The organism is Streptococcus sp. 1032 (assembly GCF_013277015.1).
Taxonomy (GTDB): domain Bacteria; phylum Bacillota; class Bacilli; order Lactobacillales; family Streptococcaceae; genus Streptococcus.
This window is the reverse complement of record NZ_VMMD01000001.1, coordinates 118,106-139,945: the sequence shown is the minus strand read 5'-3', so window position 1 is coordinate 139,945 and position 21,840 is coordinate 118,106. Positions and strand designations below refer to the sequence as shown.

The window sequence follows — 21,840 nt, the reverse complement described above, 5'->3', positions numbered from 1 at the left end:
GATTCTTTTTACATATGTTTTAAACGTTCAATCCGTTCTGAAATAGGTGGGTGGGTATAAAAGAGTTTTTGGAACCCTCCCCCTTTCTTAGGATCATTGATATAAAGTGCACTGCTGGCATCATCGACAGGACGACTCATGGGTTTACTATTATCCAACTTACGTAGAGCATTGATCATCCCTTGAGGATTACGAGTCAACTCGACACTGGAAGCATCAGCTAGGAATTCCCTCTGACGAGAAATAGCTAGTTGCACCAAGGTTGCAGCGAGAGGAGCCAGTACAATAGCTAGTAGAGAAACCACGAGCATAATGATTTCTAAGCCATTTCCTTCTCGGTCATCGTCACTTCGTCTACGGCCTGCTCCACCCCACCACATCATACGACCTGCCATACTAGAAAGCAAGGTGATAGCACTAGCAAGGGCGACAGCAATAGTCGAAATACGTATATCGTAATTACGAATATGACTGACTTCATGTCCCATAACAGCTTCTAGTTCCTCACGATTCATGATAGCTAGGAGACCTGAAGTCGCAGCAACAGCAGCATTTTGAGGGTTAGAACCTGTCGCAAAGGCATTTAAGGCTGGATCATCAATGATGAAAACACGGGGCATAGGAATCTGAGCCACCATAGCCATATCTTCTACTACATGGTAGAGGTCTGGTGCCGTTTGTTCATCCACCTCACTCGCTCCATTCATGGACATGACAATCTCTGTCGATTGAAAAATCATGGACAAGGCATAGATAAAGCCGATAATCAGTGCGATAACCAAACCACCAAGCCCAGATCGCATAAAAAGGTAACCAACCGCATAGCCAACAAGAGCTAAGAGTAGGAAAAACACCAGCAACAAAATCCACGTTTTTCGTTTATTGCTTGCAATTTGATCAAACAACATCTTAGTCACCTAAACCGCTAAAATCAACCTTAGGAACTGCCTTTTCCTCTTCTGGAGTTTGAAGGAAATCTGCTGCTTTAAATCCAAACATTCCAGCGATAATATTGCTTGGGAAAGTTTCTAATTTTACATTGTAGTTGCTGACAACACTGTTGTAGAGTTGTCGAGAGTAAGAAATTTTATTTTCTGTGTTTGTCAACTCCTCTTGCAATTTAACAAAGTTTGCACTAGCTTTCAAATCTGGATAGCTTTCTGCAACTGCAAAAATACCTGAAACCTGACGAGTGAGGGCATCACTAGCTTTCATAGCTTCTGCTGGTGAAGTCGCTGCCGCCACTTGGTTACGAAGTTCTGCCACCTTTTCAAGGGTAGAACCTTCATATTTAGCATAACCTTTTACAGTTTCAATCAAGTTTGGCAAGAGGTCATTTCGACGTTTCAACTGAACATCAATCTGACTCCAAGCCTCCTTGGTTTGCATACGATTTTTAACCAAACCGTTATAGCTAACAATCACAAAAATAACAACAAGAGCCAAAACTCCAAGAATAATCCAAGTCATGATATAAGTCCTTTCTGCTTTTAGATTAGTACCAGTATATCAAATTTTTTATGATTGTGGTAAAATAAGATGATACTAAAGAAGGAAATAACTATGAAACCAGAAACATTTTACAACTTGCTTGCCGAGCAAAATCTTCCACTTTCGGACCAGCAAAAACATCAATTTGAACGTTATTTTGAACTCTTGGTCGAGTGGAATGAAAAGATTAATTTAACAGCCATTACGGACAAGGATGAAGTTTATCTCAAACATTTTTACGATTCGATTGCACCCATTCTTCAAGGTTTGATTCCTAATGAAACTATCAAACTTCTTGATATTGGAGCTGGGGCAGGATTTCCTAGTCTGCCGATGAAAATCCTCTATCCTCAGCTTGATGTGACCATCATTGATTCACTCAACAAACGCATTAACTTTCTCCAATTGTTGGCTCAAGAACTGGATTTAGACGGCGTTCATTTCTACCATGGGCGTGCAGAAGATTTTGCCCAAGACAAGAACTTCCGTGCTCAGTTTGATATGGTGACAGCTCGTGCGGTTGCCCGTATGCAGGTCTTGTCTGAATTGACTATTCCCTACCTTAAAGTTGGCGGGAAACTATTGGCACTCAAGGCCAGCAATGCGCCTGAGGAGTTGTTAGAAGCTAAGAATGCCCTCAACCTCCTTTTTAGTAAGGTCGAAGACAATCTCAGCTACGCTCTACCTAATGGAGATCCGCGCTACATCACAGTGGTAGAAAAGAAAAAGGAAACACCAAATAAATATCCACGTAAGGCTGGCATGCCCAATAAACGCCCACTTTAATCTTTTTAGTAAAAAAATATTTACAAAGTTTGTAATTTTTGCTATACTATCACAAGCAAAGGTTTTTAATGTCATCCCGTGAGGTGACGAAGACGCAGAAATATTTAAAACTCTTTAAAGTCTAGATTTTAGAGAAGTCTTACTCTGAGGGCCTATTGCTGTAAAATAATGGGCTCTTTTTTGATGCCCAAAAGTGAGGTTTATATGAAACAAGAATCAACTGTTGATTTGTTACTAGACGTTGACCAACGTCCTTCGGCTGGAAAAGGAATTCTCCTTAGCTTCCAACACGTTTTCGCTATGTTTGGTGCGACCATCTTGGTACCATTGATTTTGGGAATGCCTGTATCTGTTGCCCTTTTTGCTTCAGGTGTTGGGACACTCATCTACATGATTTCAACTGGTTTTAAAGTTCCAGTTTATCTAGGTTCTTCATTTGCCTTTATCACAGCTATGTCACTTGCTATGAAAGAAATGGGTGGCGATGTATCTGCTGCCCAAACAGGGGTTATCTTGACTGGTTTGGTATATGTCCTTGTTGCTACCAGCATCCGATTTGTAGGAACAAAATGGATTGATAAACTCTTGCCACCAATCATTATCGGTCCTATGATCATCGTTATCGGTCTTGGACTTGCAGGTTCAGCTGTTACCAATGCAGGTCTTGTAGCAGACGGAAATTGGAAAAATGCTCTTGTAGCCGTTGTTACGTTCTTGATTGCTGCCTTTATCAATACAAAAGGAAAAGGCTTCCTACGAATCATTCCTTTCCTCTTTGCCATTATCGGTGGTTACCTCTTCGCACTAACTCTTGGCTTGGTTGACTTTACGCCTGTCCTAGAAGCTAACTGGTTTGAAATTCCTGGTTTCTACTTGCCATTTAGCACAGGTGGTGCCTTTAAAGAATACAATCTTTACTTTGGTCCAGAAACCATCGCTATCTTGCCAATCGCTATCGTAACAATTTCTGAACATATCGGAGACCATACTGTTTTGGGTCAAATCTGTGGTCGTCAATTCTTGAAAGAACCAGGTCTTCACCGTACTCTTCTTGGTGACGGTATCGCAACTTCTGTTTCTGCCTTCCTTGGTGGACCAGCCAATACAACTTACGGAGAAAATACAGGGGTTATCGGTATGACTCGTATCGCTTCTGTCTCAGTTATCCGTAACGCTGCCTTCATCGCGATTGCCCTTAGCTTCCTTGGTAAATTCACTGCCTTGATTTCAACCATTCCAAATGCTGTACTTGGTGGTATGTCAATCCTTCTCTACGGAGTTATCGCCAGCAACGGTTTGAAAGTCTTGATCAAAGAACGTGTTGATTTCGCTCAAATGCGTAACCTAATCATCGCAAGTGCCATGTTAGTCCTTGGGCTTGGAGGAGCTATCCTTAAACTTGGTCCAGTTACCCTTTCAGGAACTGCCCTATCAGCTATGACAGGAATCATCTTGAACTTGATCTTACCATACGAAAATAAAGATTAAGAGTCTAAATACATCAAAAAACGAGCATTTCCAACTACTGAAGTGCTCATTTTTCTTCTTTCTAAAAAAGGAAAGCCCTGCGGCCTTCCCTTATCTTACTTGCGTTTCTTCTTTGCTTTCTTCATTTTATTCGCCATGCGTTTCATGGACTGTTTCATAGCAAATTCACCGATTTTACCTTTGAGTCCGCCACCAAACATTTGGCTCATATCTGGCATTCCTGCCCCTCCGAGAGCTGACAGGTCAGGCATACCGCCTTGTCCCATCATTCCTTCAAGGGCAGACATATCCATTCCTCCCATATTTGGCATATTTTTAGGAAGGTTATTTGGATTGATTCCCATTTGCTTCATCATTTTGTTCATATCCCCAGACATGACACCCTGCATGAGCTGTTTAGCCTGGTTAAAGTCCTTGATGAATTTATTGACTTCGACAAATGTATTTCCAGAACCAGCAGCGATACGACGGCGACGGCTTGGATTTAACAAATCTGGGTTTTCACGTTCTTCAGGTGTCATGGAAGACACAATGGCACGTTTACGAGCAATCTGACGCTCATCTACCTTCATGTTTTGAAGGGCTGGGTTGTTAGCCATACCTGGAATCATCTTGAGCAAGTCTTCCATTGGCCCCATGTTTTGCACCTGATCCAACTGATCAATGAAATCATTGAAATCAAAGGTGTTTTCACGCATCTTCTCAGCTATTTCAAGGGCTTTTTGCTCATCGTATTCCTGAGAAGCTTTCTCAATCAGAGTGAGCATATCCCCCATGCCAAGGATACGGCTAGACATGCGGTCTGGGTGGAAGGTTTCAATGTCCGTAATCTTTTCACCTGTACCAGTGAACTTGATTGGTTTTCCAGTAATGTGACGAACAGATAGAGCAGCACCACCACGAGTATCCCCATCAATCTTGGTAAGGATGACCCCAGTCACTTCCAACTGAGCGTTAAACTCACGCGCAACATTAGCCGCTTCTTGACCAATCATGGCATCAACGACGAGCAAAATTTCATTTGGTTGAGCCAATGCTTTCACGTCACGAAGCTCATTCATCAAAAGCTCATCAATCTGCAAACGACCTGCCGTATCAATCAAGACATAGTCGTTATGATTGGCTTGGGCTTGTTCCAAACCTTGACGTACAATCTCAACAGCTGGTACTTCTGTTCCAAGTGCGAAGACAGGCACATCAATCTGTTGACCCAGAGTTTTCAACTGGTCAATAGCCGCAGGACGATAAATATCCGCCGCAATCATTAAAGGACGAGCATTTTCTTCTTTCTTGAGTTTGTTGGCCAATTTACCAGCAAAGGTTGTTTTACCAGCCCCCTGCAAACCGACCATCATGATGATTGTAGGAATCTTAGGTGACTTGATAATTTCTGCCGTATCAGAACCTAAAACGGTTGTCAGTTCCTCATCAACGATTTTAATAATTTGTTGCGCAGGATTAAGGGTATCAATAACCTCATGTCCGACTGCACGCTCACGAACTTTCTTGATAAAGTCCTTTACAACAGGCAAGGCAACGTCGGCCTCAAGCAAGGCCAAGCGAATTTCTTTGGTTGCCTCTTGGACATCAGATTCAGAGATTTTTCCTTTTTTACGTAAATTTTTAAAGACGTTCTGTAAACGTTCTGTTAAACTTTCAAATGCCATTCTTCTTCCTCTTATTCTCTATTATCAATGCTTGTTAAAATTTCTATCTGCTCCTGCAGAAAGTCATCCTTGGGATAGCGCTCCAAAATCTGGTCAAAAATCTGACTTCGGACAATGTAGTCCGAGTACATGTGCAATTTCATCTCATAATCTTCCAGAATCTTTTCTGTCCGCTTGATATTATCATAGACAGCCTGACGACTGACACCAAACTCCTCGGCAATCTCAGCGAGGCTGTAATCATCAGCGTAGTAGAGCTCGATGTAATTCATTTGCTTATCTGTCAAAAGCGCCGCATAAAATTCAAAGAGCGCATTCATTCGATTGGTTTTTTCAATTTCCATAACTTTTATTATACCAAAAAATAGCCTAATCTACCACACTAGGGAGCCAATCCAAGAAGATAGCTAGCTAAATTTGAAAAAGACATGAGCCTAGCCCCAAGTAATTTCCAATTGATAGCTGGCAAAGGGTTGTCCCTCTTGATTTTGTAGTTGATAATCTAAATGAATCTTTTGCCCATCAACTTCATAATGGCTCGTTTGGATGATAAACTCCTGCATGCCCATAGGTGTGGGAATATAGGCTAAACTATCACTATCCTTTAAAAAGCGCATAATGGTCTTGGGATTGGAAAATCGGCTCATCACAAGTTCTTGACCATGAAATTTAATAACCACTTTTTCCTTTTCCCCATTATAGAAAAGCAGGTAGCTATAATCTCCTTTTTCATGCACTTCCACGTCATAAAGCTGGTCAATCACTTCCAACTGCTCATCAAACTGAATCGTATTTCGCATCCTAATCTTCACATCAAGTCCTCTTTCTTGTCTCTTGTCCTACTATTTTACCAAAAACTCTAGCTTTTTGCTATAATGGTCATATGAACGAAAAAGTATTCCGTGACCCAGTTCACAACTACATCCATGTCGATAATCAAATCATCTATGATTTGATTAATACAAAAGAATTTCAGCGTTTGCGCCGGATCAAGCAACTGGGAACTTCCAGTTATACCTTCCACGGTGGGGAGCACAGCCGCTTCTCCCACTGTCTAGGGGTCTATGAAATTGCACGACGCATCACAGAGATTTTTGAAGAAAAATATCCAGAAGAATGGAATCCTGCCGAGTCCCTCTTGACCATGACCGCTGCTCTCCTACACGACCTTGGGCATGGTGCCTACTCCCATACTTTTGAACATCTCTTTGATACAGACCATGAAGCCATTACTCAGGAGATTATCCAAAGTCCTGAGACGGAAATTCATCAAGTCCTGCTACAAGTGGCACCTGATTTCCCAGAAAAGGTTGCCAGTGTCATTGACCATACCTATCCTAACAAGCAGGTCGTGCAACTCATTTCCAGTCAAATTGATGCAGACCGCATGGACTATCTCTTGCGTGACTCCTATTTTACGGGAGCATCTTATGGGGAATTTGACCTGACTCGCATCCTCCGAGTCATTCGTCCTGTCGCAAATGGTATCGCCTTTCAGCGCAATGGCATGCATGCTATCGAAGACTACGTCCTCAGTCGTTACCAGATGTACATGCAGGTTTATTTCCACCCAGCAACACGCGCTATGGAAGTTCTCCTGCAGAATCTCCTCAAACGCGCCAAGGAACTCTATCCTGAGGACAAGGACTTCTTTGCACGAACTTCTCCACACCTCCTGCCATTCTTTGAAAAAAATGTGACCTTGTCTGACTATCTAGCTCTGGATGATGGTGTGATGAATACCTACTTCCAACTCTGGATGACCAGTCCTGACAAGATTCTCGCAGATTTGTCGCAACGCTTTGTCAACCGCAAGGTCTTTAAATCCATTACCTTTTCACAAGAAGATCAAGACCAACTCGCTAGCATGAGAAAATTGGTTGAGGATATCGGCTTTGATCCCGACTACTACACTGCTATTCATAAGAACTTTGACCTCCCTTATGATATCTATCGTCCCGAATCTGAAAATCCACGGACACAGATTGAGATTTTACAAAAGAATGGAGAACTAGCCGAACTCTCTAGCCTGTCTCCTATTGTCCAATCCCTTGCTGGTAGCCGTCACGGAGATAATCGTTTTTATTTCCCGAAAGAAATGTTGGACCAAAACAGTATCTTCGCAAGCATTACCCAACAATTTCTACACTTGATTGAGAACGATCATTTTAACTCAAATAAAAACTAGAAGAGGAAATTTATGAGTATTAAACTAATCGCCGTCGATATTGACGGAACCCTAGTCAATAGCCAAAAGGAAATTACTCCTGAAGTCTTTTCTGCCATCCAAGATGCCAAAGAATCTGGTGTCAAAGTCGTCATTGCAACTGGCCGCCCTATCGCAGGTGTTGCCAAACTTCTGGACGACTTACAGTTGAGAGACGAGGGTGACTATGTTGTGACCTTCAATGGTGCCCTTGTCCAAGAAACTGCTACAGGGCATGAGATTATCAGCGAATCCTTGACTTATGAGGATTATCTTGATATGGAATTTCTCAGTCGTAAGCTCGGTGTCCACATGCACGCTATTACCAAGGACGGCATCTACACAGCCAATCGCAATATCGGAAAATACACAGTGCACGAATCAACCCTCGTCAGCATGCCAATTTTCTACCGTACACCTGAAGAAATGGCTGACAAAGAAATTGTCAAGTGTATGTTCATAGATGAGCCAGAAATCCTCGATGCTGCGATTGAAAAAATCCCAGCCGAATTTTACGAACGCTACTCTATCAACAAATCTGCTCCTTTCTACCTCGAACTCCTTAAAAAGAATGTTGACAAGGGTTCAGCCATTACTCACTTAGCTGAAAAACTCGGATTGACCAAAGATGAAACTATGGCGATCGGGGACGAAGAAAATGACCGTGCCATGCTGGAAGTCGTTGGCAACCCCGTTGTCATGGAAAATGGAAATCCAGAAATCAAAAAAATCGCCAAATACATCACTAAATCTAATGATGAATCTGGCGTTGCCCATGCCATCCGTACATGGGTACTGTAAAAGGGAAAAATATACGAAAACCGCTCAGCTGAGCGGTTTTTAGTATCTAATTACATGCCCCCTGCCGGAATCGAACCAGCAACTACTCCTTAGGAGGGAGTTGTTATATCCATTGAACTAAGGGAGCTAGATAAAAACTCTGCTAAATGAGCAGAGTTTTTTAGTCGAATTAACGACGGATTTCTTTGATACGAGCTGCCTTACCTTGAAGAGCACGCAAGTAGTACAATTTCGCACGACGTACTTTACCGTAACGAACAACTTCGATCTTTTCAACACGTGGAGTGTGGATTGGGAAGATACGCTCAACACCTACACCGTTAGAGATTTTACGAACTGTGTAGTTTTCAGAAATGCCAGCACCTTTACGTGCGATAACAACACCTTCAAAAATCTGGATACGTTCACGGTTACCTTCGACAACTTTCGCGTGTACACGAACAGTGTCACCAGGACGGAATGATGGGATATCAGTACGAAGTTGACCTTCAGTCAAGCTTTGGATTAATGGATTCATTTTATTCTCCTATCTTTGTCAATCTTGAGGAATCTTCCTCAGCGGATAAACTGTATTTTTGTGCGTCCATTACACACAAGATACAGTTTACCAAATTTCCACAAAAAAGTAAAGAAATTTATAGCAGAATTCCTAAAAAAATCGCAACTAAACCACCTAGGTAAGTCAAAGTCAGGTAAGAATAAAAAACCTTCTTATCACTTAGCAACCTTTGGAGTTCGTCATTCAAGGTCGAAAAAGTTGTCAAACCTCCGCAAAATCCTGTTGCTAGAATAGCATAGACTTCCTTAGACTCCACATGATTGTAGAATAATCCAATCAAAAAACACCCTAAAAGATTTGCTATAAGCGTTCCAAGTGGCAATTTAGAAGATTGATTATAGCGGGAAAAGAAATAGCGCACTAAAGCTCCGCAACCACAAGCAATTGCAAGATAGACCATTACCATTTCTTCCTCCCCAGACAATAGGCTAAGAGCAGGCCACCACCAATGCTTAAAATGAGATACAAGACTAAGCTAACATAGCGCCCTGTATCAAGCAGTTTTACAACATCAAGCATGAGACTGGAAAAGGTTGTTAGACCTCCGCAAAAACCTGTACCTAGTGCTAAAACCAAGCCCTTACTGGTTCCTTTATAGACCAGATAGCCCTTGACAAGATAAACCAAGCAGAAAATACCTAGATAGTTAACAAGAAGGGTTCCCCAAGGAAAATCTGGACTGGCTGGTAACCAAGTGGAAACTAGATAGCGGACAAGTCCGCCCAACATAGCAGCTAGAAAAATCCCTAGCGGATAAAATTGTTCTTTTTTCATTTGATATTTTTATCCTGATAATCACGCGAACGTTTGAGTATGTCCGAAAAAGTCGCGACAATAGTCTCCTGATAGCGCTTGTCCTCTACACGACTTCTAACCTTTTCAAAAATAACCGCTTCTCTCTTAGTATCTAAAATCGGTTTACCTGAAGCTTTCTTATAGGCAACTACACCCTCAACCAAATGCATTCGTTCTTCTAAGAGCTTGACGATTTGGTCGTCGATTTGATCAATTTCTTGACGAATACTATCTAAATCCATACAGTCTCCTCCTTTATTTGAATTATTGTATCAAAAAGCCACTAAATAGGCTAGTAAAATCCCAAGTCACGATAAGAAAAATGCACTGATTGATTGCATCAGCGCACGTTTATGCTTATCCTACTTTAGCAGCCAATTCTTCTGCGAATTGTTCTAAGCGTTCAATATCTTCCTCCTCGGCAGAAAGATCAACTTTAACACACTCTGAACCTTTTTCTGCTCCTGTTGACACAAAGACACGATCAAAGTCATCAACAGCCTTACAGAATTCATCGTAGAAGGTGTCACCTGAACCAACCACTCCGTAGATTTTACCATTCAAATTGAGATCAGCTAGGTCTTCGTAGAAGTCCATCATCTCATCTGGCAATTCTCCATCACCATAAGTATAGGTCGCAACGATAGCGATGTCTGCTTCCAAGAAGTCTGAAGCGTCAACAGTTGTACATTCATCAACATCGACATCCAAGCCCAAGTCACGTAATTTGTCTGCTACAATATCTGCAATTTCTTCGGTATTACCGGTCATACTGGCAAATACAATTTTTGCTAATGCCATATCGTCCTCCTCAATTTATCTTTCTCCATTATATCACATCTTTTTCATTTTAAAAATAAAAATTCTTGTGCTACAATGAAATGAGAAAGAATTGAGGTTATTTATGGACATTTGCCATCAAATTTTAGAAAAAATTAAAGAATACGACACGATTATCATTCATCGTCATATGAAACCAGACCCTGATGCCTTGGGAAGTCAGGTGGGATTGAAAGCTCTTCTCAAACATCATTTCCCAGAAAAAACCATCAAAGCAGTTGGTTTTGATGAACCAACTCTTACTTGGATGGCTGAGATGGATCTTGTTGAAGATAGTGCCTACCAGGGAGCACTTGTCATCGTCTGTGATACGGCGAATACTGCTCGTATTGATGATAAACGCTATATTCAAGGTGATTTTCTCATTAAAATTGACCACCATCCAAATGATGATGTATACGGTGACCTATCATGGGTGGATACTAGTTCAAGTAGCGCTAGTGAGATGATTACCTTATTTGCAGAAACAACTCAACTGTCCTTGTCAGATCGCGCTGCTGAGTTGCTCTTTGCAGGAATTGTTGGTGATACAGGTCGCTTCCTCTACCCTTCTACGACTGCACGGACTCTTCGCCTGGCTGCTTATTTGAGAGAACATAACTTTGACTTTGCAGCTCTCACTCGCAAAATGGACACTATGAGCTACAAAATTGCAAAACTTCAAGGCTACATCTACGACCATCTGGAAGTGGATGAAAATGGTGCTGCTCGCGTTATCCTGAGTCAGGAAATCTTAAAACGGTTCAATGTCACCGATGCTGAAACTGCGGCCATTGTTGGAGCTCCTGGTCGGATTGACAGCGTCAGTCTCTGGGGAATTTTTGTAGAACAGGCTGATGGCCACTACCGTGTTCGCTTACGCAGTAAAATCCATCCTATCAATGAAATTGCCAAGGAACATGATGGTGGAGGCCACCCTCTAGCAAGTGGTGCTAATTCCTATAGCCTAGAAGAAAACGAAATCATCTACCAAAAGTTAAAAAACTTGCTTAAAAACTGATAAAATACTTGCCAAACTTTTCAGAATCTGATAGACTAGTATGGTAACAATCTATGGCTCGCAAAGAGACCATGGCAGAAAGGAAATATTGCAAAATGAAAAAAGATATCCATCCAGAATATCGCCCAGTTGTCTTCATGGACACAACTACTGGTTACCAATTCCTTAGCGGTTCAACAAAACGCTCTAACGAAACAGTTGAGTTCGAAGGCGAAACTTACCCATTGATCCGTGTGGAAATTTCATCAGACTCACACCCATTCTACACTGGACGTCAAAAGTTCACTCAAGCAGATGGACGCGTGGATCGTTTCAACAAAAAATACGGTCTCAAATAATGATAAAAAGACAGCTTCGGCTGTTCTTTTTTGTTTCTTGAAATTAACTGCTGTTTTCATGTTCCAAACTCAAAAAACTTTGCACTCTCGGTAGTTTCTAGAGTACAAAGTTTTCTCTTGCCTAAAAAATATAAAAGATATATACTAGCTATATATAGTATAGATTGGAGATATACCATGACGACATCACTTACTAAACAGTACAATTTTAAAATCAATGAGTCATCAATGGAACAAGCTAGAGCTATCATCAAGGAAAAAGGAATGACTATGACGGATGCTATTAGTCTTTTTATCGAGCAGATTGTTCTCGAACAAGATTTGCCAATAAAAACTGCAGAAGATTTACACCGTGAACGATTGATTCAGGAGCTACAAGCCCAATCTGAACGCGCCTTAAGAGAATATGAATCCGGACAAGGAACTCCCCTAGATGACATGAGGCTACGATATGATTTATAAAGTGATTCTATCTACTGAAGTGAGTCAGGCAATTGACAGTATCCATAACTACATCAGCACTGTTCTTTTATCACCCCAGTCGGCTAAGAATACTGTAGCCAAAATTTTAGACGGCTTAAAAAGTTTAGAAACTTTTCCTGAAGCTGGCTTTGATGCAGATGAAAAAATAGGACTAAAAATCAACAGTAAGTACCCTACGCGAGGAAAAATTATCGGTCAGTATATCTTGCTTTACTTTATCGACCAAACTCAAAGAACTGTTTTTCTTTCCCACTTATTCCACACAAAGAGCGACTACGTCACTTTGCTACAAAAATGCAATAAAAAAAGCTCAACTGATTGAGACAACTTTCATTATTTTATAAGCTCTGAAACCTTAATTTTTGGTACCTTTTTGGTACCGTCTTGGTTTAACAATACGGTATATATATAATATTTTACAGCTATATCCCCTTTAGAAACGTTGATTTAATAAGGATTTAAACACTATAGAGTATATCTTTGTAAAATACGGTCTCAAATAATGATAAAAAGAACAGTTTCGGCTGTTCTTTTTTCTTTCTTGAAATCAACTGCTGTTTTCATGTTCCAAACTCAAAAAAACTTTGCACTCTCGATAGCCACACAATGGTTTCTAGAGAACAAAGTTTTTTTATTAGAGCAGATTTACTCTTTCTTATCTTGATTTTCAGTTCCTTTAGTTGTATTGTCTTCCCAAAGGATACGCTCGATACGGTGGAAACCAGACCATCCTTCTTCAGTCTTGTTTTCGTCCATGTAGTCTGCCAAACGGAAGTCAATCTTGACATCTGACTCACCAAAACTTTCAGCAATCGGTTCTGAACGCTCATAAGACATACGAATCAGTGGATAAACCTTTTTGGCTTCTTCTAACTTACCTTCTTTCAACAGTTTGACAAAGCCTTCCGTATCTGTCAAGAGTTTATCGATTTGCTCTTGCACAAAAGTCTTATAGTCAGCAGTGGCCTTATCAAGCATTTTCTGCTTGTCTTCAGACAAGGCTGTCACCTTAGATGAATCATTTGTCTCGGTTGATTTTTCAAACCTAACAGCACAAGCTGTCAATAGCAAGACTGAAGATAAAAGGACAAAACCTAGTTTTTTCATTGTATACTCCTATCGGTTCAGGAAACCTGAATTAATTTTACCTTTCATTATACCATGTTTTCACTCATTTTTCAATAAATTTTCAGACAATTTAATGTTATGAATAGCATTACAAATGTAAAAAACTAAGCCTAGGACAATCTCCAAAGCTTAGTTTGATGTAATTCTTAATTTCCAGCGTAATATTTTTGAATTCCTTTAATAATGCCTTCAACTAACTTATCTTGGTATTGATCACTACGGATTCGTTGGTTTTCTTCTGGATTATCCATATAACCCAACTCCAATAACACAGCAGGTTTCGCAGTCTCACGAAGAACAGCGAAGGTGGCTTGCAGAAGCCCAGCATCTCTAGCACCTGTCTCGGTCAAGAGAGAGGAGTGAAGGTCAGCTGCCAAACGATTACTTTCACTCATTCGGTCTGGATTATTGTGCCAGTACTGGTTAATCTTGCTCGGGTAACCTGCATCTTCCTTATAAGAATAAGTCTGTATTCCCAGATTCAGTGTTGTGTCATTCCCAGTAGCGTTAAAATGAATACTAATAAAGAAGTCTGCATTCGTTTTATTTACCATACGAGAACGCTCTGTCACAAAGTCAACATCCACATCACTATCACGAGATGTTAAAACTGTATAGCCAAGTTCTTCTAAACGTTTCCGTAATTTACGAGAGACCTGTAGATTCAAATCTTTTTCAGCTATTCCATAATAGTAAGCGCCCGAATCACGTCCACCATGCCCAGGATCTAGGAAAATAGTCTTACTATAGCGCCCCTTTTCAAATCCTTTTGGAAGTTCTTGCACCCATTTACCATTATCTTTGAAAAAATGACTACTTCCATCAATAGTATAAGTTCCAGTGACATAAACGCCATCTTCTTTAAGATAATACCAAACTTTATAATCTTGATCATAAATCCACTCTTTGTGAGCCATGTAGCCATCAGATTTTAGATAGTAAGAGCCAACCCATTGCTGTTCAGCATAGTGCCCACCTGACTTGAGATAAAACCAGCTAGAGTAGTTAGGATCGTACACCCATTCTTTGTCTGCCATAGCCCCACTGGATTTCAGGTAATAATTTCCCTTCCAGGTATTAGCCATCATGACACCATTTTGATCAAATGCATACCATTTACCATTGATTTGACTCCATTGGTTAGACAGATATTTTCCTGAGCCATTGGCGTAGTACCACTTGTTAGCCATCTGATACCAGCTATTTTCAAGTAAGTAACCATTCTTATCAAATAGGTAGCCCTCATAGAGAGTATCTGTAAATTTGACACCCGTTTGACTATAATAAGTCCACTTCCCATCTTCTTTTACCCAACCAGTTTGTAGCTTAGACTCAGTAGGAAGAGTTGGCTTTGTCTCCTGCTTACTCGAACTAGGGGTCGTTGGCTGGTTTTCTGTAACTGCTTGAGAAGCATTTGCAGAGCTAGTAGTTGAACTACCGATAGAGTTATTCGTAGGATGACTAGTATCATTAGCTAGAACTGTTTGGCTAGTAAATCCAAGAAGAGCTAGAGCAAGAATCGTAAATTTCTTATATGATTTCATTTATTTAACCTTTCTAGGGGAATGGAATCCCTGTATTATTGAGTTATTTTACTTCCTTGATGAAAGAAGAGTTGTTCTACATCCTCTAAACTATAATTTATATGATGTCATGGAGTGTTTAGCTTATTTAAATATGTAAAACCTAAAAAGCATGGCTAAGTGGGAACCTTAAAAATTCAATCTCTGAACACCTAATCTCGCTTCAGATAGTTATCGAACAAGTCGAGTAGATTCATTAAAATCATCTATTTATATTATACACCAAATTTAAGAAAAATTTTTGCAAACATCTAAATTTAAAATAAATCTAGTCCCTAGCTATACCGAATTTTAGTTTACTCTGCCCAGTAGAGATGTTATAATAAAAATAGGAGGACACAAAATGAACAATAAAACTAAAAAGTTCACACTTGCTACAGTTTTAGTACTTTCCTTGTTAGGAGCTGGAACTCTTACATCACAATCAGTAGCTGCTAATGATAGGCTGGTTTCCACTCAAGCAATCAATGGTCAATCCTACAATATCTTAAACTCTGAGGTCACTAGTGCTTCTTCTGGTACTACTCTAGTTGGGATTGAAGGGACTTTCTTAACGCCAGATAAACAGGCTATCTTAGACCGTATCAATGCCATTCGAAAAGAGGCAGCAGATGAAGGTCTAGTTACTAGCTATGTTCCTATCAAATGGTCAACTGCACTAGAAAAAACAGCCTTCGTTCGTGCAGCAGAAGCTTCTATCACTATTGATCACACACGCTTGTCTAGTAAGGACATTTGGAGCGCTTGGCCTACAGGAAATTTCTCCCTAGCAGAAAACTTGGCTTGGAACTATGACGGATTTATGACAGCTATTAATCAATGGTATAAGGAAAAAGCAGATTACGTCAAATCTCGTAGTGGTGTCAGTGTTACAGGTCAAACTGGACACTATAAATCCTTAATTAACCCAAAATTGACCTATATGGGGCTTGCAGCTTTTGAAAATCCTGTCACCCAAAATGGATGGGTTACCGTTGCACAAAGTTTCGGAACATCATCTGGTGGCTCTGAAGAACTAGCTGGTAGTTATGGAAAGGCTATTCAATACACAGAAGCAAATTCTTCTCAGACTCAAACATTTGCGACTAAGGCGAATCTTTTTGACAAAGACTTGAAGGCAATCGGAAATCATAAAACCAAAAATGAAAATACAAATTCAAGTCAGAAACTAGACGATGAGACCAATGATCCTGCCGAATTTCTTAATCGACTAAGAAGTTGGTTCAATCATTCCCAATACTTCGGAAGTTGGATTCAATCAAACGGACGTTGGTGGTTTAAACACAATGACGGCTCATACACGAGTAATGGATGGGAAAAAATAAATAGAACTTGGTATCGCTTTGACAACTCTGGCTGGATGCAAACAGGCTGGGTGAAAGACGGTAGCTGGTACTATCTCGACGGTTCAGGCGCTATGAAGACTGGTTGGCTCAAAGATAATGGTAGCTGGTACTACCTTCAAGATTCAGGTGCTATGAAAACAGGCTGGATGAAAGTATCTGGCAAATGGTACTATGCCTATAATTCAGGTGCACTCGCAATCAATACGACTACACCTGACGGTTACCGTGTTAATTACAATGGGGAATGGGTAGGATAATTTAACACACCAAAAAGACTCTATACTATCTCACAGTGAGTAATCTTCACTTTCAGATAGTATAGAGATTTTTATTTACCTAGTATAACTCTTATCTTAGACGTTTATAACAAACTGAAACAAGAACAAGACAAAAGCACCTCGTAAAAAGTACTGCAAGTTGCTCATACCTTTTTGAGGTGCTTTTTGATATGAGCCCATGTTTTTCAATAGGATTGTACTCAGGTGAGTAGAGAGGAAGAGGTAAAAATTTATGCCCAAACTCTTCACATAAAAGTTCTAGCTTCCCCATTCTATGGAATCTTGCATTATCCATAATAATAATAACTGATGGTGTATTTAATGTTGGTAAGAGAAACTTCTGAAACCAAGCTTCAAAAAAGTCGTTCGTCATCGTCTCTTCGTAGGTCATTGGAGCGATTAACTCACCATTCATTTGTTAACCCTGCAACCAAAGAAAATCCTCTGATATCTTCTTCCAGATACTTTACCTCTTATTAACTGACCTTTTAATGAGAGACCATATTCTGGATAAAAATAAGTATCGAATCCTGTTTCATCAATATAAACAGGTGCTAGGTGCTTTAAATTATTAAATTTTTTAAGAAATAAAGCTACTTTTTCTGGGTCTTGTTCATGGATAGTATAGTACTTTATGGTTACCGAACAAGTGTCTAATGAAAAAATTCCGGCTCTATAATATTTGTAGTGGGTAAATCCCCTATAGATATTATGGAGCCTATTTTGTTGTAGAAAAAAAGTCCCATATGACCTATAATGAAAAGCGATCAAACAACTCATTAGAAAGAATCATATGGAACAATTACATTTTATCACAAAACTACTAGACATCAAAGACCCTAATATTCAAATTATAGATATCATCAATAGGGATACACACAAAGAAATCATCGCCAAACTGGACTACGATGCTCCATCTTGTCCTTATTGTGGAAGTCAAATGAAAAAATATGACTTTCAAAAACCTTCTAAGATTCCTTACCTCAAAACGACTGGTATGCCTACTAGAATTCTATTTAGAAAGCGTCGTTTCAAGTGCTATCATTGCTCGAAAATGATGGTCGCCGAGACCTCACTCGTCAAGAAGAATCATCAAATTCCTCGTATTATCAACCAAAAGATTGCGCAAAAGTTAATTGAAAAGACTTCTATGACCGATATTGCCCATCAGCTTTCCATTTCAACTTCAACTGTCATTCGAAAGCTCAATGATTTCCACTTTAAGCATGATTTTTCTCGTCTTCCTGAGATTATGTCCTGGGACGAGTATGCCTTTACTAAGGGAAAGATGAGTTTTATTGCACAAGATTTTGATAATCTCAACATCATCACTGTTCTTGAGGGTAGAACACAAGCTGTCATTCGTGATCACTTTCTTAAATATGATAGAGCCGTCCGATGTCGAGTGAAAATCATTACTATGGATATGTTTAGTCCCTACTATGCCTTAGCTAAACAGCTTCGCTTTCGAATTTCTAGGCTCAGGCTGAAACAGTCTCCCAGACTGTTTCACTCCCATGTGCTAAAATCGTTCTAGATCGTTTCCATATTATCCAACATCTCAGCCGTGCTATAAGTCGTGTACGTGTTCAAATCATGAATCAGTTCGATCGAAAATCCCATGAATACAAAGCCATCAAACGTTACTGGAAGCTCATTCAACACGATAGTCGTAAACTCAGTGATAAGCGATTTTATCGCCCTACTTTTCGTATGCACTTAACCAATAAAGAGATTCTTGACAAGCTTTTGAGCTATTCAGAAGACTTGAAACACCACTATAATCTCTATCAGCTCTTGCTTTTTCACTTTCAGAATAAGGAACCAGAGAAATTTTTCGGACTTATTGAGGACAATCTTAAGCTGGTTCATCCTCTTTTTCAGACTGTTTTTAAAACCTTTATCAAGGACAAAGAGAAAATTGTCAACGCTCTTCAACTACCCTATTCTAACGCAAAATTGGAAGCCACTAATAATCTCATCAAGCTTATCAAGCGCAATGCCTTTGGTTTTCGGAACTTTGAAAACTTCAAAAAACGGATTTTTATCGCTCTGAACATCAAAAAAGAAAGGACGAAATTTGTCCTTTCTCGAGCTTAGCTTTTCTTCAACCCACTACAGTTGACAAAGAGCCAAAATTCCGATGATAGTTCTAAATCTCAATAACCGCTTGGGTTCCATGATCCAACTCCAGCAAGACATCTATACTTGTATAGAAAATCCTGCCCTGAATAAGGAGATGTAAATATTTCTTTCCTCCAAAATGGTCATAGTTTTGCTGGCAAATCTAACATATCATGGATAAATTAACAAGTGATTTCTGAATTGCTAAACATTTTCTTTTCTTATAGCATATTTTCAGATTTTCTCTTTGAGAAAGATATTTACAAGAAAAAGGTTCGTTTTTTGTCTATTTTCAAAAAGTCTTAAAACTAAATTGAAAGAATTTTTAGAAAATTTTTGCTTTTCTCTTTACAGTTTAAAAAAATTCTGCTATAATAGCTCATGTAATAAAATATGACAACAAAAGGAGAACGATATGACATCTGCTAAAGAATATATCCAAAGCGTGTTTGAAACTGTAAAAGCTCGTAATGGGCACGAGGCTGAATTCCTCCAAGCTGTTGAAGAATTTTTCAACACTTTGGAACCTGTATTTGAAAAACACCCTGAGTATATCGAAGAAAATATCTTGGCACGTATTACTGAGCCTGAGCGCGTAATTTCTTTCCGTGTTCCTTGGGTTGACCGTGATGGAAAAATTCAAGTAAACCGTGGTTACCGTGTTCAATTCAACTCAGCTGTTGGACCATACAAAGGAGGACTTCGTTTCCACCCAACTGTAAACCAAGGGATTTTGAAATTCCTCGGATTTGAACAAATCTTCAAAAACGTCTTGACTGGACTTCCAATCGGTGGAGGTAAAGGTGGATCAGACTTCGATCCTAAAGGTAAAACAGATGCTGAAGTGATGCGCTTCTGCCAAAGCTTCATGACTGAGTTGCAAAAACACATCGGACCATCACTTGACGTACCTGCTGGTGATATCGGCGTAGGTGGACGTGAAATTGGTTACCTTTATGGTCAATACAAGCGTCTTAACCAATTTGATGCTGGTGTCTTGACTGGTAAGCCTCTTGAATTTGGTGGTAGCTTGATTCGTCCAGAAGCAACTGGTTACGGTTTGGTTTACTATACTGAAGAAATGCTGAAAGCTAACGGTAATAGCTTTGCTGGTAAGAAAGTGGTTATTTCAGGTTCTGGGAACGTTGCTCAATACGCTCTTCAAAAAGCGACTGAACTTGGTGCAACTGTTATCTCTGTATCTGACTCAAATGGTTATGTCATTGATGAAAATGGTATCGACTTCGATCTTTTGGTTGATATTAAAGAAAAACGTCGCGCTCGTTTGACTGAGTATGCAGCTGAGAAAGCAACTGCTACTTATCATGAAGGTTCAGTATGGACTTATGCTGGAAACTATGACATCGCTCTTCCATGTGCGACTCAAAACGAAATCAATGGTGAAGCCGCTAAACGTTTGGTTGCTCAAGGAGTTATCTGTGTATCTGAAGGCGCCAACATGCCAAGCGATCTTGATGCCATCAAAGTCTACAAAGAAAATGGTATCTTTTACGGACCTGCCAAAGCTGCCAACGCTGGTGGTGTAGCCGTTTCAGCCCTTGAAATGAGCCAAAACAGTCTTCGCCTTTCATGGACTCGTGAAGAAGTTGATGGCCGTCTCAAAGACATCATGACAAATATCTTCAACACAGCTAAAACAACTTCAGAAACATACGGTCTTGATAAAGACTACCTTGCAGGAGCTAACATTGCTGCCTTTGAAAATGTAGCAAACGCTATGATTGCCCAAGGTATTGTTTAAGATTTATTTGCTCAATCCTCAATCACTACGATTGGGGATTTTTATGTTGAGTTAAACAGTTGGATAATTACTTACTTACCCCATTTTATCCCATTTCGGAGAAAAAAGAAAAACCGCTACTCCCAAGAATAGCGGTTTAATCATGTTTTAAGCTACTAATGTAGTCACTCTATTATTTAAGAGTAACTGAAGCTCCAGCTTCTTCCAATTTAGCTTTGATTTCTTCAGCTTCTGCAGTTGCAACGCCTTCTTTAACAAGTGCTGGTGCACCGTCAACAAGTTCCTTAGCTTCTTTAAGACCAAGACCTGTGATTTCACGTACAACTTTGATAACGCCAACTTTTTTGTCGCCTGCAGATGTCAATTCAACGTCGAATGAATCTTTAGCAGCACCAGCGTCAGCAGCACCAGCTGCAGCAACAGCTACAGGAGCAGCTGCAGTTACACCAAATTCTTCTTCGATAGCTTTTACAAGGTCGTTCAATTCAAGGATTGAAGCTTCTTTAATTTCAGCAATAATGTTTTCAATGTTCAATGCCATTGTTATTTCCTCCAAATATGTTTTAAATTTATAATAGATTTTCGTAGCTAGGCTACGCTGCGTAGCTTAAGATTAAGCTGCGTCTTCTTTGCTTTCTGCAACCGCTTTGACTGCAAGAGCAACGTTGCGCACTGGCGCTTGAAGTACAGAAAGGAGCATAGAAAGAAGTCCTTCGCGGTTTGGAAGAGTTGCAAGAGCAAGAATCTCTTCTTTAGATGCGACAGCGCCTTCGATTGCACCACCTTTGATTTCAAGTGCTTCAGCGTTTTTAGAAAAGTCGTTCAAGATTTTCGCTGGTGCGATAACATCTTCGTTAGAAAATGCTACTGCAGATGGTCCAACAAATACTGATGCAAGATCTTCAAGACCAGCTTTTTCAGCTGCACGACGCAAGATTGAGTTTTTAATAACTTTATACTCAACTTCGCTTCCACGAAGCTCACGACGAAGAACTGTATCTTGCTCAACTGTCAAACCACGAGCGTCAACAACGACGATAGATGCAGCAGCTTTCATTTTTTCAGCTACTACGTCAACTAGTTCCGCTTTTTTAGCAATAATTGCTTCACTCATTAGTGTGTTCACCTCCGTAATTATTTTGCTTGGGGAATTTTTCCAAAAGAA

General features: G+C 40.0%; 23 protein-coding genes, 1 tRNA gene, 4 pseudogenes and 1 other annotated feature (1 of these 29 running past the window's edge). Of the genes and pseudogenes, 11 read left to right on the top strand and 17 right to left on the bottom strand.

All coding sequences use genetic code 11. The annotated features are described in order from the left end of the window. Positions 1 to 8: 8 nt before the first annotated feature. Complete coding sequence (gene htpX, locus HT711_RS00675) at positions 9 to 908, bottom strand: zinc metalloprotease HtpX (RefSeq protein WP_050261483.1); 900 nt, start codon at positions 906 to 908, stop codon at positions 9 to 11. Position 909: 1 nt separating this feature from the next. Then, the gene (locus HT711_RS00670; RefSeq protein ID WP_000219846.1) at positions 910 to 1,470 is read right to left on the bottom strand and encodes a LemA family protein; all 561 of its coding nucleotides are present in this window, start codon (positions 1,468 to 1,470) and stop codon (positions 910 to 912) included. Positions 1,471 to 1,563: 93 nt separating this feature from the next. Between HT711_RS00670 and rsmG the strand changes: the two genes are divergently transcribed. Both rsmG and HT711_RS00660 read left to right on the top strand, forming a co-directional pair. Next, entirely contained in the window at positions 1,564 to 2,277 is a 714-nt protein-coding gene (gene rsmG, locus HT711_RS00665) for a 16S rRNA (guanine(527)-N(7))-methyltransferase RsmG (RefSeq protein WP_173233403.1), read from the top strand. A 204-nt stretch (positions 2,278 to 2,481) separates the two neighbouring features. Further along, positions 2,482 to 3,765, top strand: a complete 1,284-nt coding sequence (locus tag HT711_RS00660; RefSeq protein ID WP_050089512.1) for a solute carrier family 23 protein — start codon at positions 2,482 to 2,484, stop codon at positions 3,763 to 3,765. 95 nt (positions 3,766 to 3,860) lie between these two features. Here the strand turns inward: HT711_RS00660 and ffh are convergent, their stop codons facing one another. The 3 genes from ffh to HT711_RS00645 form a co-directional block, all read right to left on the bottom strand. Next, complete coding sequence (ffh, locus tag HT711_RS00655; RefSeq protein WP_173233401.1) at positions 3,861 to 5,432, bottom strand: signal recognition particle protein; 1,572 nt, start codon at positions 5,430 to 5,432, stop codon at positions 3,861 to 3,863. Between the two features lie 11 nt (positions 5,433 to 5,443). Further along, positions 5,444 to 5,776 carry a putative DNA-binding protein gene (locus HT711_RS00650; protein WP_000402066.1) on the bottom strand — a complete coding sequence of 111 codons (333 nt, stop codon included), beginning with the start codon at positions 5,774 to 5,776 and terminating at the stop codon, positions 5,444 to 5,446. A 90-nt stretch (positions 5,777 to 5,866) separates the two neighbouring features. Then, positions 5,867 to 6,244 (bottom strand): DUF1934 domain-containing protein, encoded by a 378-nt coding sequence (locus HT711_RS00645; protein ID WP_173226994.1) that lies wholly within the window; start codon positions 6,242 to 6,244, stop codon positions 5,867 to 5,869. A gap of 71 nt (positions 6,245 to 6,315) precedes the next feature. Here HT711_RS00645 and HT711_RS00640 point away from each other — a divergent pair, with 71 nt between their 5' ends. After that, on the top strand, positions 6,316 to 7,620 hold the full coding sequence (locus HT711_RS00640; protein WP_173226992.1) for an HD domain-containing protein: 1,305 nt from the start codon (positions 6,316 to 6,318) through the stop codon (positions 7,618 to 7,620). Positions 7,621 to 7,632: 12 nt separating this feature from the next. Next, positions 7,633 to 8,439, top strand: coding sequence for a sugar-phosphatase (gene yidA / locus HT711_RS00635; protein WP_173226990.1), 807 nt, complete (start codon positions 7,633 to 7,635; stop codon positions 8,437 to 8,439). A 55-nt stretch (positions 8,440 to 8,494) separates the two neighbouring features. Here yidA and HT711_RS00630 read toward each other — a convergent pair. The 6 genes from HT711_RS00630 to HT711_RS00605 all read right to left on the bottom strand — a co-directional run bounded on the left by HT711_RS00630 (position 8,495) and on the right by HT711_RS00605 (position 10,594). Then, positions 8,495 to 8,566: transfer RNA gene (locus HT711_RS00630), tRNA-Arg, on the bottom strand. 42 nt (positions 8,567 to 8,608) lie between these two features. Then, positions 8,609 to 8,956: a 50S ribosomal protein L19 gene (gene rplS / locus HT711_RS00625; protein ID WP_001068669.1), complete on the bottom strand. Its 348-nt coding sequence runs from the start codon at positions 8,954 to 8,956 to the stop codon at positions 8,609 to 8,611. Positions 8,957 to 9,074: 118 nt separating this feature from the next. After that, entirely contained in the window at positions 9,075 to 9,404 is a 330-nt protein-coding gene (crcB, locus tag HT711_RS00620) for a fluoride efflux transporter CrcB (protein WP_173226988.1), read from the bottom strand. After that, positions 9,398 to 9,772 carry a fluoride efflux transporter CrcB gene (gene crcB, locus HT711_RS00615; RefSeq protein ID WP_173226986.1) on the bottom strand — a complete coding sequence of 125 codons (375 nt, stop codon included), beginning with the start codon at positions 9,770 to 9,772 and terminating at the stop codon, positions 9,398 to 9,400. Before crcB (HT711_RS00615) ends, crcB (HT711_RS00620) begins: the two co-directional genes overlap by 7 nt. Beyond that, complete coding sequence (locus HT711_RS00610) at positions 9,769 to 10,035, bottom strand: chorismate mutase (protein ID WP_173226983.1); 267 nt, start codon at positions 10,033 to 10,035, stop codon at positions 9,769 to 9,771. The genes crcB (HT711_RS00615) and HT711_RS00610 overlap by 4 nt, the downstream gene beginning before the upstream one ends. Before the next feature lie 115 nt (positions 10,036 to 10,150). Beyond that, positions 10,151 to 10,594, bottom strand: coding sequence for a flavodoxin (locus tag HT711_RS00605; protein ID WP_001162128.1), 444 nt, complete (start codon positions 10,592 to 10,594; stop codon positions 10,151 to 10,153). A gap of 103 nt (positions 10,595 to 10,697) precedes the next feature. Here HT711_RS00605 and HT711_RS00600 point away from each other — a divergent pair, with 103 nt between their 5' ends. The 4 genes from HT711_RS00600 (at position 10,698) to HT711_RS00585 (ending at position 12,776) form a co-directional block, all read left to right on the top strand. Beyond that, the gene (locus tag HT711_RS00600; protein ID WP_173233399.1) at positions 10,698 to 11,633 is read left to right on the top strand and encodes a bifunctional oligoribonuclease/PAP phosphatase NrnA; all 936 of its coding nucleotides are present in this window, start codon (positions 10,698 to 10,700) and stop codon (positions 11,631 to 11,633) included. 95 nt (positions 11,634 to 11,728) lie between these two features. Continuing rightward, positions 11,729 to 11,971: a type B 50S ribosomal protein L31 gene (locus HT711_RS00595; protein ID WP_000710764.1), complete on the top strand. Its 243-nt coding sequence runs from the start codon at positions 11,729 to 11,731 to the stop codon at positions 11,969 to 11,971. A 177-nt stretch (positions 11,972 to 12,148) separates the two neighbouring features. Further along, a complete protein-coding gene (locus tag HT711_RS00590; protein ID WP_173214141.1) occupies positions 12,149 to 12,433 on the top strand; it encodes a type II toxin-antitoxin system RelB/DinJ family antitoxin in 285 nt (94 codons plus the stop codon). Next, positions 12,423 to 12,776: a type II toxin-antitoxin system RelE/ParE family toxin gene (locus HT711_RS00585; protein WP_173233397.1), complete on the top strand. Its 354-nt coding sequence runs from the start codon at positions 12,423 to 12,425 to the stop codon at positions 12,774 to 12,776. The genes HT711_RS00590 and HT711_RS00585 overlap by 11 nt, the downstream gene beginning before the upstream one ends. Positions 12,777 to 13,117: 341 nt before the next feature. Here HT711_RS00585 and HT711_RS00580 read toward each other — a convergent pair. After that, positions 13,118 to 13,561: pseudogene (locus HT711_RS00580) on the bottom strand (EfeM/EfeO family lipoprotein); the annotation flags it as partial. Between the two features lie 167 nt (positions 13,562 to 13,728). Continuing rightward, positions 13,729 to 15,126 carry an N-acetylmuramoyl-L-alanine amidase gene (locus HT711_RS00575; RefSeq protein ID WP_173233395.1) on the bottom strand — a complete coding sequence of 466 codons (1,398 nt, stop codon included), beginning with the start codon at positions 15,124 to 15,126 and terminating at the stop codon, positions 13,729 to 13,731. Positions 15,127 to 15,508: 382 nt separating this feature from the next. Between HT711_RS00575 and HT711_RS00570 the strand changes: the two genes are divergently transcribed. Beyond that, positions 15,509 to 16,768: a CAP domain-containing protein gene (locus HT711_RS00570; protein WP_173233393.1), complete on the top strand. Its 1,260-nt coding sequence runs from the start codon at positions 15,509 to 15,511 to the stop codon at positions 16,766 to 16,768. Positions 16,769 to 16,932: 164 nt separating this feature from the next. On the opposite strand, the pseudogene HT711_RS00565 reads toward HT711_RS00570, so the two are convergent. After that, positions 16,933 to 17,413, bottom strand: a pseudogene (locus HT711_RS00565) (transposase); the annotation flags it as partial. 169 nt (positions 17,414 to 17,582) lie between these two features. On the opposite strand from HT711_RS00565, the pseudogene HT711_RS00560 reads away from it, so the two are divergent. Then, positions 17,583 to 18,889: pseudogene (locus tag HT711_RS00560) on the top strand (transposase). Positions 18,890 to 18,944: 55 nt separating this feature from the next. Here the strand turns inward: HT711_RS00560 and HT711_RS11145 are convergent. Next, positions 18,945 to 19,125 (bottom strand): annotated as a pseudogene (locus tag HT711_RS11145) (hypothetical protein); the annotation flags it as partial. 203 nt (positions 19,126 to 19,328) lie between these two features. On the opposite strand from HT711_RS11145, the gene gdhA reads away from it, so the two are divergent. Next, a complete protein-coding gene (gene gdhA / locus HT711_RS00555; protein ID WP_173233391.1) occupies positions 19,329 to 20,675 on the top strand; it encodes an NADP-specific glutamate dehydrogenase in 1,347 nt (448 codons plus the stop codon). 172 nt (positions 20,676 to 20,847) lie between these two features. Here the strand turns inward: gdhA and rplL are convergent, their stop codons facing one another. Beyond that, positions 20,848 to 21,216, bottom strand: a complete 369-nt coding sequence (gene rplL / locus HT711_RS00550; protein WP_001196965.1) for a 50S ribosomal protein L7/L12 — start codon at positions 21,214 to 21,216, stop codon at positions 20,848 to 20,850. Between the two features lie 72 nt (positions 21,217 to 21,288). Beyond that, the gene (rplJ, locus tag HT711_RS00545) at positions 21,289 to 21,789 is read right to left on the bottom strand and encodes a 50S ribosomal protein L10 (protein ID WP_001287278.1); all 501 of its coding nucleotides are present in this window, start codon (positions 21,787 to 21,789) and stop codon (positions 21,289 to 21,291) included. A gap of 38 nt (positions 21,790 to 21,827) precedes the next feature. After that, positions 21,828 to 21,840: a sequence feature (ribosomal protein L10 leader region), on the bottom strand; it runs 123 nt beyond the window's last position.